The sequence below is a fragment of the Undibacterium sp. GW821-FHT11B02 genome, from assembly GCF_058808955.1.
On record NZ_JBXASD010000001.1, the window covers coordinates 205836 to 220953 of the forward strand.

Genomic DNA, 15118 nt, shown 5'->3' on the forward strand with positions numbered 1-15118 from the left:
TTTTTAGAAGGTAGCCATGTCCGATAACACCCAAGACAATACTCCAGCCCAGCCAAATCAATACGGCGCATCCTCGATCCAAATTCTGGAAGGCCTGGAAGCCGTGCGTAAACGCCCCGGCATGTACATCGGTGACACCTCGGACGGCACCGGTCTGCATCACCTGGTATTTGAAGTGCTGGATAACTCGATTGATGAATCCCTGGCAGGCCACTGTACCGAGATCAACGTCACCATCCATAGCGACAACTCCATCTCCATTACCGACAATGGCCGTGGTATCCCTACCGGCATCAAATGGGATGACAAGCACGACCCAAAACGCAGCGCGGCAGAAATCGTCATGACCGAACTGCATGCCGGCGGCAAGTTCGATCAAAATTCCTACAAGGTATCCGGCGGTCTGCATGGCGTGGGTGTATCCTGCGTGAACGGCCTGTCCAAATTGCTCAAGCTGACTATCCGCCGCGACGGCAAAATGCACACCATGGATTTTGTCCGTGGCGTACCACAAAACCGCGAGCTGGAAACCGTTGATGGCATCGTCACATCACCAATCAAAGTCGTAGGCGACACCGACAAACGCGGTACCGAAGTCCATTTCTGGGCTGATGAAGAAATCTTCACCCATGTTGAATTCCATTATGAAATTCTGGCCAAACGCATACGCGAATTGTCCTTCTTGAATAATGGCGTACGCATCAAGCTCAACGACCACCGCACCGGCAAAGAAGAATTGTTTGCCTTTGAAGGCGGCACCCGTGGCTTTGTTGAATACATCAACAAAAACAAAAGCGTACTCAACCCGACGATTTTCCAGGCCACTGGTGAACGCCAGTCTGACCAGAACACCACCATCACCGTAGACGTATCCATGCAATGGAACGACGCCTACAATGAACAGGTATTGTGCTTCACCAATAACATCCCGCAGCGTGACGGTGGCACCCACCTGACCGGCCTGCGCGCCGCCATGACCCGCGTCATCAACAAGTATATTGAAGAACACGAATTCGCCAAAAAAGCCAAGGTCGAAGTCAGCGGCGACGACATGCGCGAAGGCTTGACCTGCGTCTTGTCCGTTAAAGTGCCGGAACCAAAGTTCAGCTCGCAGACCAAAGACAAACTCGTCTCCAGCGAAGTACGTGGCCCGGTAGAAGAAATTGTCGCCAAGACCCTGACCGACTTCCTCATGGAAAAACCCAACGATGCCAAAATCATTTGCGGCAAAATCGTTGAAGCAGCACGCGCCCGTGAAGCCGCCCGCAAAGCCCGCGAGCTGACACGCCGCAAAGGCGTCATGGACGGCCTGGGCCTGTCTTCCAAACTGGCAGACTGCCAGGAAAAAGATCCCGCCCTGTGCGAACTGTACATCGTCGAAGGTGACTCTGCGGGTGGATCAGCCAAGCAAGGCCGCGACCGTAAGTTCCAGGCGATTTTGCCACTGCGCGGTAAAGTGCTCAACGTAGAAAAAGCCCGCTTTGAAAAAATGCTGTCCAGCGAACAGATCACCACCCTGATCGCCACCCTGGGCACCAGCATAGGCCCGGACGAATTCAATGCCGACAAACTGCGCTATCACCGCATCATCATCATGACCGATGCGGACGTTGACGGTGCCCACATCCGCACCCTGCTGCTGACCCTGTTCTATCGCCAGATGCCACAACTGGTAGAACGCGGCCACATCTACATCGCCCAGCCACCACTGTACAAAGTCAAGGCGGGCCGCGATGAACGTTATCTCAAAGATGATGCAGAAGAAGCCACCTACATGATGACCGTGGCCCTGACCGGCGCATCGCTCACACCAGGCACAGGCGCAACCCCCATCATTGGCGAAGCCCTGGGTGAACTGGTACGCCAGTACAACCTGGCCAACGCCATCATGATGCGCCTGACCCGCGTCATTGACCGCGCCGCCCTCACCGCCATCATGACTGGCGTCACCCTGAAACTGGATACCGCAGAAAATGCCGAAGCATCCGCCATCGCCCTGACCGCCGCCATTGGCGACAATGCAGTCAAGGCAGTGGTACGCAGCGACGAACTGTCAGGCGCATTCAGCCTGCGCATAGAACGCCTGTACCACGGTAACATCAAGGTCAGCAGCATCGATGCCGACTTTGTGGATGGCGCAGACTACCAAGTGCTAGAAAACGCCGCCAGCACCTTCAAAGGCCTGCTGACCGAAGGCGCCTTCATGCGCCGTGGCGAAGGCGAAAAAGCCAAAGAAATCGCCGTACAAGACTTCCACCAGGCCATGCTGTGGCTGCGCGACGAAGCCGAACGCGGCGTCAGCAAACAACGCTATAAAGGTCTGGGCGAAATGAACCCAAGCCAACTCTGGGAAACCACCATGGACCCCACAGTCCGCCGCCTGCTCAAAGTACAGATCGAAGACGCCATCGCCGCCGACCAGATCTTTACAACACTGATGGGCGACGACGTGGAACCACGCAGAGCGTTTATTGAATCGAATGCGTTGCGGGCGGGGAATATTGACGTTTGATGTTTTCAATTATGGGTGAAGTGAAATTAATGCTACATTGGCAATAATAAATAGTTCCTAGTTGTACAATTAAAGAAGCCAGCCTTATAGGTCGGCTTTTTTAATTTGTTCTTTGCAAAATATCTTGTGCTCTTTATTCACATATTGCGAATAACTGACACTCTTAGAAAACAATCTAATGATTAATGTATCATCAACATACATAAATGATTGTAATAGTGCAATTTGTGCACTCCGCACTATTTTTTCGTAATTTGGAGTTGGTATACATAGCACCATGAGCTCACAGGAATTTAACCCAATTAAAGACTTTGCGGCATTCTCCAAAGAAGTTGACGCCGAACTCGGTAGGCTACTCAATCAATTATCAGAGGGTGTCGAAAATACAGAGCGACTGCTCAATGGAGCAGCGGTTGAGGCTGTTCAACAGTTTGTTAATAGAGATGCTCGCTCAGCGGACGGAATATATTTTTCTAGCCAAGAACTATCAAGACTTGCAACGTCTCTTGTAGCTGACCGATTACGCGAAGGTGCGACCGTTGCAGATCCCGCGTGTGGGGCAGGTGACTTATTGATAGCATGTGCTAGTCATTTCCTTAGTGAATCAGGATTGACAGCTACACTCAATAGTTGGGAAGGTCGAATTTTCGGCTGTGATCTGCATAAAGAATTTGTGGATGCCGCTCGTTCAAGACTTAGATTACTGGCAGCGTCCCAACAAGTAGCTATACAGCGCACCCTATCTCACGAGACTCGCCGCCTTGTACCTTTCAAGAATATTTTGCGAAAAAACTACTTGCACCATACCGAATCTCTTGGGCAGGTTGATTGCTTAGTTATGAATCCACCTTTCGGTAGCACTATAGCTGGCCCAGATTGTACTTGGGCCTCTGGAAACGTTCAATTGGCTGGAATTTTTGTCGATTCAGCACTTAAGGCAGCAAAAGTTGGTCAAGAGATTGTCGCTATCCTTCCTGATGTCCTCCGAAGTGGTACTCGCTATAAGCGATGGCGAGAAAGTATCTCTGCCAAAGCCCTCGTCAAACAGATCATCGTTTACGGCAGATTTGATAGTAAAACAGATGTTGATGTTTTTATTATTCACTTACAAAAACTTGAAATTGAGAAAAATGGAACATCTAGCTGGCAAGTGTCTTCTGATAACACCGATCTTCTCAGTGCAGTGGAAAATTTCTTTCGCGTCTCTGTTGGTGCCTACGTACCATTTAGGGCAAAAAAAAATGATAGAAAAGTCGATTATCTTTCTGTTAGTGACGCCACACCAGATGGAGAAGTTATTCCAACAGCTACGTGTAAATTTAACGGCACATTACACAAAACTCCATGCGTTGTAGTCCGGCGCACCTCTAATCCGTCAGATGCACGTCGAGTTATTCCAACCCTAGTATGCAGTCCTGCTGAAATAGCTGTTGAAAACCACTTAATTGTCCTATCACCGATTGATGGAACTTTGAGAACCTGTAAGAAGCTAATGAAAGCACTAAAAAATTCTAATGTTGATGACTGGATGAATAAAACTATACGTTGCAGGCATTTAACGACCGAATCGCTAAAAAAACTTCCTTTGGATGAGTGGATATGACAAATGCATCATTTCGTTTTTCTCCAATAATATTATCCAGGCTAGGGGAAGAACTCAACCAAAGTGCAGATCAAAGCATTCTAGAGCTTATAAAGAATTCATACGATGCAAATGCAAACCTATGCACGATTGAACTCTTTAATACCACTGAATCAGGCGGGGAAATTAGTATCACCGATGACGGAGATGGAATGAATGCAGCTGGAATACGTGACGGGTGGCTTGTTCTAGGCAAGTCCGGAAAATCAAATGCTGTAGAAACTCGATTAGGAAGAAAACCTGCCGGAAGTAAAGGCCTTGGCAGGCTAGCAGCACTTCGAATGGGACGAAAAGTTGAGCTCTCCGCAGTACAACTCAGCAACGTTCGGCGCATTCATCAACTCAAAATCAATTGGGCAGACTTTGAAAAAGCGTCGGTTGTTGAAGACGTAGCGTTGGAGATTAAAACAAGTAAAAACAACCAACGTGGAAAAGGTGTAACCATATTACTTCAGGATCTACGCCAACCTCTTAGAACAGAAGAGGTCAAGCGCCTCGCCCGATCAATTCTGCTCCTGACGGATCCATTTGGTGATAAAAAAAACGGCTTTGAGGTCAAACTTGTCGCGCAGGAATTCAAAGAAGTCGTTGAACTGCTTAATCAAAAATACTTTGACCAAGCGGACTACCATCTGCTGGCAAATCTCGACAAAAATGGTAATGGAACTGCAAGCATTTTAGATTGGCAAGGCAAAGCTCTAGCAGTTGCAACGCATGCGGACCTTCGAAGGGTCAAACAAAAAGTTCCCTACAAAGCTCCGCCCACAGTATTTGACCTTTGGGTTTTTGTTTTGTCTGCTGCAGAATTTAGCGCTCGCCGAGTTACGAAAACAGAAGTTTCAAACTGGCTTGCAAACTTTGGGGGAGTTCATGTGTACCAAGATGACATTCGGGTGTCACCATATGGTAATCCTGGGAACGATTGGCTTGAAATGAATCTTGCCCGCGCTAAGAGCCCTGAAGAGCGCCCAAGTACAAATACCTCTATCGGAAGAATTGTTATTCCAGGAGCGAGCAAATTCGAATTGAAACAAAAGACAGACCGAACTGGGTTTATTGAGGATGACAACTTTGAAGAGCTTAAGGAATTTGCAAGCGATGCGATGAATTGGATGGCACGTTGGAGATTGGCACGAGCCCAAGAGCGTCGGGATAATGACAAAGATGAAGTTCCAAAAGCGACAAAAGCACACAAAGATAATATGGCAGCTGCTATCGCCAAAGCCTCACCTACTGTAAGAGCACAATTAGAACTTGCATTTCACGGATATGAAAAGTCACGGAACAAAGAAGCAGACTCATTGAAAAAAGAAATTCAGTTATACAGAACTTTAAGTACCGCTGGAATCACTGCTGCCACATTTTCACATGAGTCACAAGGTAATCCAATCAAGATTATTGATCTGTCCGTAAATACACTAACTCATCGCATTCCCCTTTTGATCAAAGCAGTTTCTGAGCAAAAGAAATTTCTGGACCCGGTAAATAAAATTCGAGAAGCTTCAGGAACTTTGGCTACACTTGGAAATGCTACACTTAGCCTCGTCAGATCATCAAAACGTCGAATGGAACGCGTACAAGTTCATGACGTAATTAAAAACATGTCTACTTTAATGGAGAAGTTCGTAACTGGGCGCGACGCAACGTTGGAGCTTAAACTGGCAAAGGGCTCTCCTTACCTCCGCACTTCTCACGCAGCCATCGAATCAATTCTTGCGAACTTAATTAATAACTCCCTTCGTGCCTTTGAACATGCTGCTACTCAAAACAGAAAAATCGAAATTTCAACTATTATAAGTAGTCATGAAGTAGAAATTATAATATCGGACTCTGGTCCAGGTATAACAGATTTAAAACTATCAGAAATTTGGCTGCCAGGCATGACAACCAATCCTGACGGTACTGGATTGGGATTAACCATCGTCAAAGATACTCTAAAAGACATGGGCGGTAAGATTGATGTCACACCAAATGGCGGACTCGGTGGTGCTGAGTTTAAGGTAACTCTTCCAATTTTGGGGAAATAATATGGCTTTAAACATAGGTGCGCGGGATATATCGACAATTCAATTAATTGACGACAATCCGAACGTACGGGAAACATACCGATTTCACGTTGAAGACCTTGAAGTGGATGCCAAAGAAATAATGGGGCAGATTCAAGATGTCCCATCGCTCATTCAACAATTTGACGCTCAGAAAAGCGCAGTCATATGTGATTACAATCTCAAAGTAAAAAATTACTCAGCAATTAATGGAGATGAAATTGTCTCTGGTTTATACACAAATTTTATTCCCGTAGTGCTATGTACACGTTACGAAACCCATCTTCCTGATGCAATTCGAAGACATCGCCGTCAAATCCCGGTGATTCTTCAACCAGATGACGTAAGTGCTGAAACTTTAAAGGAAGCATTCACAATATGCATAGGTGAATTTCAACAGAATTTTTCTTCCGTTCGCAAACCTTGGAGGACAGTTGTTCGCATAGAGGGTGGGGAAATCTTACGAACAGGGCTTATACAAGTAAATGCAGTGATTCCAGAATGGGATTCGTCAACTTTCGTCAGCTTTGAGTGGGAAATAAATGACAATGAAGCGCTTCAAAAAGTAAAAACGGGAATTGAAAACCATGAAGTGGTTCGAATTTACGCAACTGTAAATGTTGGAGCTGACGGACTCGAGGATTTATATGTAGATGAATGGTCCATAAGGAAACTTCAATGAGCAAAATTACTCTATTGAAAGCGACCGCGACAAGTATCAATGAACCTGTCCTTTTGGTACTTGATGTCGGTCACGGAAATGCAAATGTTATACTAGAAAACGGCGTTGTCATTTTAGTGGACACAGGTACTAAGGCCAAATTGCGGCAGCATCTTAAAAAACTAGGTATTACAAAAGTAGATACCGTAATTCTTTCGCACTCTGACTATGATCACATTGGTGGACTAGTGGGCCTTCTCACGGATGGATTCGAGATTAAGAAAGTTTTATTGAATGCGGATGCAGACAAAACGAGTGAGGCTTGGAATGATCTTACCTTTGCGCTTGACGGCGCTGAGGAAAGGAACGAAATTGAAATTGTCTTAGGATTAAAAACTGGTCCTCTTGAAGTCGAAGGCCTTGTAGATGTCTCCTTAGAAGTAGCGGCACCTTCAGTGCTACTTGCCGCACGCGGTGCAGGGGCGCGTGATCGACAAGGTAGGCAAGTGACTAGCAATTCTGTTAGTGCCGTTATTCGCATTATTTTTGACAAAGTACCAATTGCGTTATTGACTGGCGACATGGATGAAGTTTCATTAGATGAAATCACAAAAAAAGGTGTAGATATTACAGCGCCATTCTTAGTATTCCCACATCACGGGGGCTTGCCCGGCGATGCGGACCCACAACAGTTCACTCAAACGCTGCTCAATGCCGTACAACCTAAGACTGTCCTCTTTTCTCATGGACGAGATAAGCATTTAAATCCGAATGAAGCAGTACTAAAAACCGTAGTTGCATATAACGCATCTATAGGCTGTACCCAATTATCGAAACGGTGCGCTAAAGATCTCCCCATTGCAAGCCGGATCTTTGATGAAAACTTACATTCATCTGGAAGAGAAAAAAATATTTGTTGCACTGGAACGGTAAAAATCCCATTAAAAAAATGCGCGATTTCAGAACCTACAAACTCATCCCATCAAGATTTTATTCTCCAGCATATACCCAATGCGAAATGTAAAAGTACCAATCCATGAATAATGCACGCCATTTGCTTGATTTCGAAAGCAAGATAAAAGAATATTGATATTCGATAGCTTTGAGTTTGCGCCATCTTAATACCAAAATATCTTATACAAGTTTACTAGTAGAACTTTTAATGCGCAGATTGATCTAGCCCCAAAACTTTTGTGCCTCTTGCCTAGCAATTTCTTCTATTTTAATCACTAATTGAAATAGCTTCTTTTTGCGAACTTGTCGTTAATATGCGAAACAGCATCAGCATCGCCTCAGAGTAAAAAATTAAAGGCTTTTCTCTGGCCAATTGTAAAATGCTCACCACGGTTGCCGCGCAAAGAAATCCCAAATCATCTCCGCCCCATTCGGTGCCATCGGCGATGGCCCTAGCGTAAGCACCCGGTCAACCTGTGTTGACCGGGTGCTTACTGTGATCTTGTTCAGGTCCGCGAAATATTGTGCGGATGCGCGTGCATTGAGTACGTCGCCGCATTTGTAGAACAGCCCAAGAGGTTTACTTCGCCGCCGTTGAATAGCACTAGCGGGCCTTTGGTGCCGTTAATGATGATGACTGAAGTGCCGAGTGGGCTTACGGCGGAAGTTCTGGATTGCTTGCACGCTCGCTGACACCGCCGTCCCAGCGCGGAAGCGGCTTGGGGATTCCAGTGCCAGACGTAGTGACAATTAAACCACAGCAGCGTTGAACGACTCGGGCCGCCATGCAAGGAGATGAGACAGCCGTTGACGACCCGCCTGTAAGCGTCCACGGTCTTTGATGCTACCCAAAGAGATACGGATTGCATTCACTGGTTCGCTGACAGTTGCGAATGCCTCTGCTGGCGTGACTGCGATGCCCTCGTTGGCGGCTGCACGCGCAAGCTGTGCAGAGTTCCAATACGCTGGCAACTCTAGCCATATATGCAGGCCGTCTCCGGCGCCGCTGTATTGCCCCGCCAGAATATCCCTGGCCATGCTGTGGCGCAGGCGCGCCTCGTTGTGTATGCCTTCCATCAATCCCGTCAGCCGAACTGTCGAGTATCCACTGGGTGGCCAGTGCGGCCGTCAAGGGGGCGGCCATCAGCGCAAATGATCTTAGTGCGACCAGAAAACGTTCGCGTTCGTGCGGGGTGGGTATGAGCACGAAGGCGACACGCAGGCCGGGCGTCAGGCATTTCGACAAGGTGGAGATGTAGTACACCTGTTCCGGCGCAAACGTGGCAATAGGTGATGGCGGGGCATCAGCAAGGAGCCAGTAGGGATCGTCTTCGACGATGCGTACATTGCAGCGCTTCGCGATGCTGGCGAGCTCTTTGCGCCGGTGTTCTGGCATGGTGATGGCGGTCGGGTTCTGTAATGTGGGGTTGAGGTAGACCAGCCCAGGCTTGTGCTGGCGGCACGCTTGCTCCAGCATATCAGGCAGCATCCCGTGTTTGTCTGCTTCCACGGCAATGATATGCCGGCCAAATTGGGTCGCTGCGGCACACAAGCCGGGGTAAGTCATTGGCTCTGCCAGGATGACATCGCCAGGCTGCGTCAGCGCCAGGATCAATGCGGCGATCGCAGCTTGCGCACCCGGACAGACAACAAGCTGTTGAGCATCCAGCTGTCCAAACATGGGTGCCAGCCATTTGGCCCCAGCCTTGCGGTCGGAGTCGCTTCCACCGGCCAGGTGGTAAGTCATCAGCAATTCATTATCTGCCCTCATCAGTACTTGTGACAAACCTTGTTTCAACATGTCGTCAAAATCCTCGCCATCCGGCGGTGGTGGGGTATTCATGCTGAGGTCGAGGATGGCGTTCATTTCAACTTTTGGCGCTGCGACATAAGTGCCCCGGGCACCGCGGCCCTGCAACAAGTTGCGGCGTCTGGCTTCGTCATATGCGCGGGTGATGGTCGTCAGGTCGACGTCCAGTTGTGCTGCCAAAGGCGCTGCGGAGGTAGGCGGTCACCCGGTTTCAACGATCCTTCTGCCACCGCCGCCTGCAAGGCATCTGCAATTTGCAAGAACCGTGGCCCGCCGTGCACGGCCAATTGCGGCAACCAAATTGGCAAATTTTTGTCTTGTGTGTTTTTCAACTGGGACAATTTGTCCTCATGTATGGAAATTGCTTTGAAGTAGTATGCATCAGGACGTGCAGCAACACTATCCTTGCATGGCAGTCGATGACGTTTTCTGCTCTCTCATCTGCATTCGGCAGGTTACTTCGCTGGATGCCTGAGGGGATGGTTTGAACAAGAAACGAAGCTGCTGAAGCAGTGTTTTAAGCTGGTGTTGCTCACGATAGATAGTTTTATGTAATAGCCTGGAAATACTCAAAATGATGGAATGGATTCCTATAGTCTTAGTTACGTTCAAAGCTCTCGTGCTCGGCGTGGGCATGTTTTTCGCCATCAAGTGGCATTACGATCAAGGGAAGAAGGAGAAGGACCACGGGACGGAGACACGCGCAGTGCTACGCGCGAGTGGCAAGGTGGCTGCCATCTTTATGCTATCGCTCCTTGCCTTGGGGATCTTCACCTTCGTCCTTGCCAGGGCGTTGGGCTTGGACCTGACCTTCCCGTGATGGCAAAGAATAGTCGGCCGATCTAGTGATGCAACGGCGCTTCCTCGATGCAGCTGTTGGGCAGCGTCGGCAGGCGGCTCGAGTACATTCACTGAATTATTTATTTTTAACGGCGAAAAATGCGGTGACACCAAGCACCTCAAAATCAAGCACTTGAAAATTCTTTTCCAAGAAATCTTTCAGGTCGCGTGCATTGTCATTGCGATTGTTGAAAACGCCCAGATAATTCATCAGCCACATGAATGGCTTTGCAAAAAAATTTTTATGTACGTCTTCAGATAAGACAGAGGTTCCAAACAGCACGCCATTTTCAGTGAGAAGTGGTTGTAGATGGCTGAATGCAATGCCCTTTTCTTTGAAGCTGCCTGGAACGCAATGCATGACATAGTTGATCGCAATGGAGTCAAATTTGCTCATCTTGTGCTGGACGGGCTCCAACAAATTTTGAATGTATGTTTCCGGCGCATATCTTGAAACCTTGAGTTTGGTTTTTGCCAGACACTCAGGGCTTAGATCCATCAGCGCGAGTCTGGGTTTGATAGAATCAAAGACAACCCTGTTTAATAGGAACCCAGTTCCAACACCGACTTCGAGATGATTGGAAGAGACGTAATTTTTATAATGCGCGTCCAAACGCTGGATAGAGCAACCCCAGGCGTATTTGGAAATCACACCATACAAGACGAGGTCGTAGAAAAATAGACTCACCTGATTAAAATATCGCTGCGACCGTTCGACTTTTAAGGTGGTTAAATTCTGATTGGCAGTTTTCATTATTGCTTTCATGTTGAGTTGCGTTCGAATTATAGATGTCTAACCAGCACATTTATATTGCGTTCGACTGAAGGAGCGGAGGTTTCTGAATCCAGCATTCAAGCAAAGGCTTTGGGACTATTATTGAAGAACTTAACATTGGAATGAACCGCAATGAACCAGTGCGAATTGAACCAACAGAAGGAATGAACGCCTACATCTCTGCAAATATGGATGACTATATCTTCGCTTTACCTACCTTATTTTCAGATTGATACGTGCTCCCCCAAAGGGGGTCGCTGCCGCAACGTGAAAGATTGCAAGAATCTCCCCCGACCATTTAAATGTTGCTCAAGGTTGCTGTCGCGCAAAGAACTCCCAAATCATTTCTGCCCCATTCGGTGCCATCGGCGACGGGCCTAGCAGGCGTGCACGTCGGTAGTAGGGTTGTGGCAGGCCATGCCCACCACCGTGGATGGTGACGAGTTCGACTTCGGTTCTGGCGTCGTGCTTCCAGCTTACTTGTTCTGCATCGATACCTGACGTAGCGGTCGTTTGCGTTATGGGTGTGGCGGTGATCTTGTTCAGGTCTGCAAAATATTGCGCAGATGCGCGTGCTGACAGTACGTCGCCGCATTTGTAGAACAGCCCAAGCAAGTTCACTTCACCGCCCTTGTATGGCACCAGCGGGTCTTTGGTGCCGTTCATGATCATGACGGAGGTGCCTGTGCCATTGGGCTTGCAGCGGAAGTTCTGGGGTGCTTGCACGCTTGCAGATACCGCCGCCACGGCGCGGAAGCGGTTTGATGATTCTAAGGCCAGGCGCAGTGACATGAAACCGCCTGAGGACACGCCGGTGGCAAACACGCGGGTCTTGTCTGTGCCGAGGTCGTTGATGAGCTTGTCGGTCAGGGCATTGAGGAAACCAACATCGTCGATGTCGCGGCCATTGACCTGGTAGTCGCCAACCTTGCCGCAATCGTTCCAGTCAAAACTGTAGGAATCGGGATAGGCGACGGCGAAGCCATGTTGATCGGCGAGGCGCTCGAAGCCGTAGCCGGTTTCGACGCGAATATCTTCTGCGCTTTGGCCTGAGCCGTGCATGACCAGCACCAAGGGTGCGCCTTTGGGCAGGTCACGTGGAACATAGCTGACGTAGGTGCGTTTGATGCCGCCAGCTTGTATGTTGCCTTTTTGCAGAGTGCCGGACAAGGCCGGGCGAACGGGCGCTGGGGAATAAATGAAGTAAGCGAACAATGCGCCGCACACAGCGATGAGGGCAAGCAGGCCCAGTATGCTCCAGGCAAACCAGCGAAGTAATCGTTTCATCGTGTGCCTTTAGTGGCTGAACCTGCGAAAGGGCATGGCTTGCGATTGTTTGGCAAACACACTCGTGAGCACATCTGTGATAATACCCAAGCGTCCAATTGTTCTGCCTTCCTCATCAAAAATTATTACTAAAACGCGCCGACGTTAAAAACGCACGCTGCCCGGTCACTACCACTTCATCACCGATGTTCAATTGAATCTGTTTCGGGATCGTTTCTGGAGATAATTTCAGCGCACCCATCTGCATAGACACATCAAGCCGATTCATTTGCACCGCATAACCCAAACCAAAACCATTTTCGTGCCAATGTTTTATTTGCGATTGGCATGTCGACGTCAGCTTGAGGTGATCGACTGCGAAGTTTTCTACATTCACCGTTGGTGCACAATCGGTAATTTCCAAACTCAATTCAGTAGCAGGTAAGGGCATGCTACCAGACACTTCAACGGCATCAACACCAGAAAATTTCACTTTTTTAACCGAAGACGGTAGTTTGATGATTAATTCGCTGGACGATGTGTACTGACGCGTTTTAATACTGGCCAAAGTGATATTCAATGCCCCGTCAACAATCTGACCATTGACTGACAGGCGCAAGTTCTCATTATTAACCGAGGCCTGTGATGTACTTGGGTCGAAAAAAATTTTGATTCTTGCAGCACCAACTTCGTTATTCTTCGTGCGTATCACCACACTTGCCTGTTCGCCGATATCGAAATGTTGCTCAATATTATGCATGCTCTTGGCATACGTGACATTATTTTTATTAATGTCAGCCAGTATGAAATTACCAGCGAGATACCATGCCACGGCTACAAAAAACAACCAGACTCCAATTTTTGAAAAGAGACGTTGCATCATGCCACCTCGCGTTCTTTGAGGTGGAAAAATAGTGCCGTCCAAAGCAACACAGGCAAACCTAGCCACAAGCCTATTGAAAAACCATATTCGGCTGCCCCGTGTAGAACAATTACATCATCATTGCTCGATGCAAATATTCCCAATTGTGGAGAGGAACCAATCCATGCTGTAAAAATGAAAAGTAAAAATAACCCCAATACCGTTCTTAGCACGGGTGAACGTTTAAAAAAAACCGTACAACCGGCAAAGACTGCCTGCCCCGCTGATAAGAACAGCGCGAAAAATATTTGCATCTTAAAGAAGCTTCGCGCATCGTCACTGGTCTTTCCTATTTCTGAGGTGAAGAAGGGAATATAGAAATGAAAGTCCGGCTCAACGCGATTGCAAGCCTCACAAAGCGCTGGCCCAACATATGACGCTTTGGCCAACTGGACGGCGGGATAATTCATCAGCGTATAACCCAAGGTATACACCAGAGGATACAAGATGCTGATGATCACGAATGCCAACAGCCATTTTTCAAACACCGAAGCCGGGCGCATCAGGGTAATCAGGCTTGCGCCAGGATTGACCATATGTTTGAAATACCGGCCAGCGAATACAATTGCCGACATAAACAAACCACCCATATACCAGTTAACCTGCATGCCGAACTGAAACAGCCCGAACGCGCTCTGCCTATCGGAAGTAAACGAAATCAGTATAAAGATCAAATCCAGCATGACCATGACGGCGACGAACCAGGCATAGTCACGCCAACTTTCTGCCCAATGGGCGCGCCACAAGCGGGCAAAACGCGCGCTGTCAAAAAAATTGCTCATTGCGGATTCCTTGTTGTGTCTTGATGGACTGCCACTGCATCCAGTATGGCTTGCTTATTGATGCTCAGGGCCTTGTACAGCAATTCGAGATTGACTGCCCCCGGTGCATCGCTCTTGTTGGCTGCGACATAGGCCCATTGATGACCGATTGCCTCGTGATAAATGCTGTCGGCGATATCTGCCTGATTGTCTGCGACGCCCAGATGCAAGGCACGTTGCAGTGTGTCCATGCTGGCGGACAAGGCCAGCTTGCCTGCATCGACGAACAGCACGTGGTTCATGAGGCTTTCTAAATCATGTGCCTGGTGCGTGCTGATGATGACGATACGGTCTGCATGTTCTTTGCGGGCCATGATGGTTTTAAACTGTGCACGGCCTACGATGTCGAGCCCATTGGTTGGTTCATCCATCAATAACACGGGTGTGTGGGTTGCCAGCGCAAAGGCGATCACGGCTTTTTTCTTTTGCCCCAGACTCATGGAGGCAAAGCCCTTGTCATGTGGAACTTCAAAAATATCTACGTAGCTTTGAAAATCGACACTGGAAAAGCGCGGATAAAACGGCGCATGCGTCTTCAGTAGCACATCCAGCTTGATATTGGGCAGATGAAATTCTTCAGGGACCACGTACACCTGTTCCAGAAAGGTGGGCAAGCGGGCCGCAGGCTTGTAGCCCAGCACCTCAACATTACCCCCATGCGGGAACAGCAAACCCGACAGTATTTTTAACAGCGTCGATTTGCCGCTGCCATTGCGCCCAAACAAGCCATACACGCCTGGCTGGGCCAGCGTCAGCGAAAAATCGTCATAGACGCGTTTGCGCCCATATTCAAATTGCAGTTGTGTGACTTTGATCATCAAAGGTCCTGTAGACATCTATTATTTGCGGCCCGCTGTTTTCAGCAGTGGG

At 48.3% G+C, this 15118-nt stretch carries 11 protein-coding genes and 1 pseudogene; 6 read left to right on the forward strand and 6 right to left on the reverse strand.

Annotated elements, in window-relative coordinates; all coding sequences use genetic code 11:
• Positions 1–16 precede the first annotated feature (16 nt).
• From gyrB to AC1RVX_RS00975, 5 genes are all read left to right on the forward strand, one after another.
• Positions 17–2512: a DNA topoisomerase (ATP-hydrolyzing) subunit B gene (gyrB, locus tag AC1RVX_RS00955; protein WP_493214713.1), complete on the forward strand. Its 2496-nt coding sequence runs from the start codon at positions 17–19 to the stop codon at positions 2510–2512.
• A gap of 277 nt (positions 2513–2789) precedes the next feature.
• Complete coding sequence (locus AC1RVX_RS00960) at positions 2790–4115, forward strand: N-6 DNA methylase (RefSeq protein ID WP_493214714.1); 1326 nt, start codon at positions 2790–2792, stop codon at positions 4113–4115.
• The gene (locus tag AC1RVX_RS00965; protein WP_493214715.1) at positions 4112–6181 is read left to right on the forward strand and encodes an ATP-binding protein; all 2070 of its coding nucleotides are present in this window, start codon (positions 4112–4114) and stop codon (positions 6179–6181) included. Before AC1RVX_RS00960 ends, AC1RVX_RS00965 begins: the two co-directional genes overlap by 4 nt.
• Before the next feature lies 1 nt (position 6182).
• A complete protein-coding gene (locus AC1RVX_RS00970; protein ID WP_493214716.1) occupies positions 6183–6881 on the forward strand; it encodes a hypothetical protein in 699 nt (232 codons plus the stop codon).
• Positions 6878–7900, forward strand: a complete 1023-nt coding sequence (locus tag AC1RVX_RS00975) for a ComEC/Rec2 family competence protein (protein WP_493214717.1) — start codon at positions 6878–6880, stop codon at positions 7898–7900. Before AC1RVX_RS00970 ends, AC1RVX_RS00975 begins: the two co-directional genes overlap by 4 nt.
• A gap of 664 nt (positions 7901–8564) precedes the next feature.
• Here the strand turns inward: AC1RVX_RS00975 and AC1RVX_RS00980 are convergent.
• A pseudogene (locus AC1RVX_RS00980) lies at positions 8565–9965 on the reverse strand (aminotransferase-like domain-containing protein).
• Between the two features lie 233 nt (positions 9966–10198).
• On the opposite strand from AC1RVX_RS00980, the gene AC1RVX_RS00985 reads away from it, so the two are divergent.
• Entirely contained in the window at positions 10199–10444 is a 246-nt protein-coding gene (locus tag AC1RVX_RS00985) for a hypothetical protein (protein ID WP_493214718.1), read from the forward strand.
• A gap of 96 nt (positions 10445–10540) precedes the next feature.
• Here the strand turns inward: AC1RVX_RS00985 and AC1RVX_RS00990 are convergent, their stop codons facing one another.
• The 5 genes from AC1RVX_RS00990 to AC1RVX_RS01010 all read right to left on the reverse strand — a co-directional run bounded on the left by AC1RVX_RS00990 (position 10541) and on the right by AC1RVX_RS01010 (position 15084).
• Positions 10541–11218 (reverse strand): class I SAM-dependent methyltransferase, encoded by a 678-nt coding sequence (locus AC1RVX_RS00990; RefSeq protein ID WP_493214719.1) that lies wholly within the window; start codon positions 11216–11218, stop codon positions 10541–10543.
• A 330-nt stretch (positions 11219–11548) separates the two neighbouring features.
• A complete protein-coding gene (locus tag AC1RVX_RS00995; RefSeq protein WP_493214720.1) occupies positions 11549–12526 on the reverse strand; it encodes an extracellular catalytic domain type 1 short-chain-length polyhydroxyalkanoate depolymerase in 978 nt (325 codons plus the stop codon).
• A gap of 115 nt (positions 12527–12641) precedes the next feature.
• Positions 12642–13388: a hypothetical protein gene (locus tag AC1RVX_RS01000; RefSeq protein WP_493214721.1), complete on the reverse strand. Its 747-nt coding sequence runs from the start codon at positions 13386–13388 to the stop codon at positions 12642–12644.
• Positions 13385–14110: a hypothetical protein gene (locus tag AC1RVX_RS01005; protein ID WP_493214722.1), complete on the reverse strand. Its 726-nt coding sequence runs from the start codon at positions 14108–14110 to the stop codon at positions 13385–13387. The genes AC1RVX_RS01000 and AC1RVX_RS01005 overlap by 4 nt, the downstream gene beginning before the upstream one ends.
• Positions 14111–14205: 95 nt before the next feature.
• Positions 14206–15084 (reverse strand): ATP-binding cassette domain-containing protein, encoded by an 879-nt coding sequence (locus AC1RVX_RS01010; RefSeq protein ID WP_493214723.1) that lies wholly within the window; start codon positions 15082–15084, stop codon positions 14206–14208.
• Positions 15085–15118: the final 34 nt, after the last annotated feature.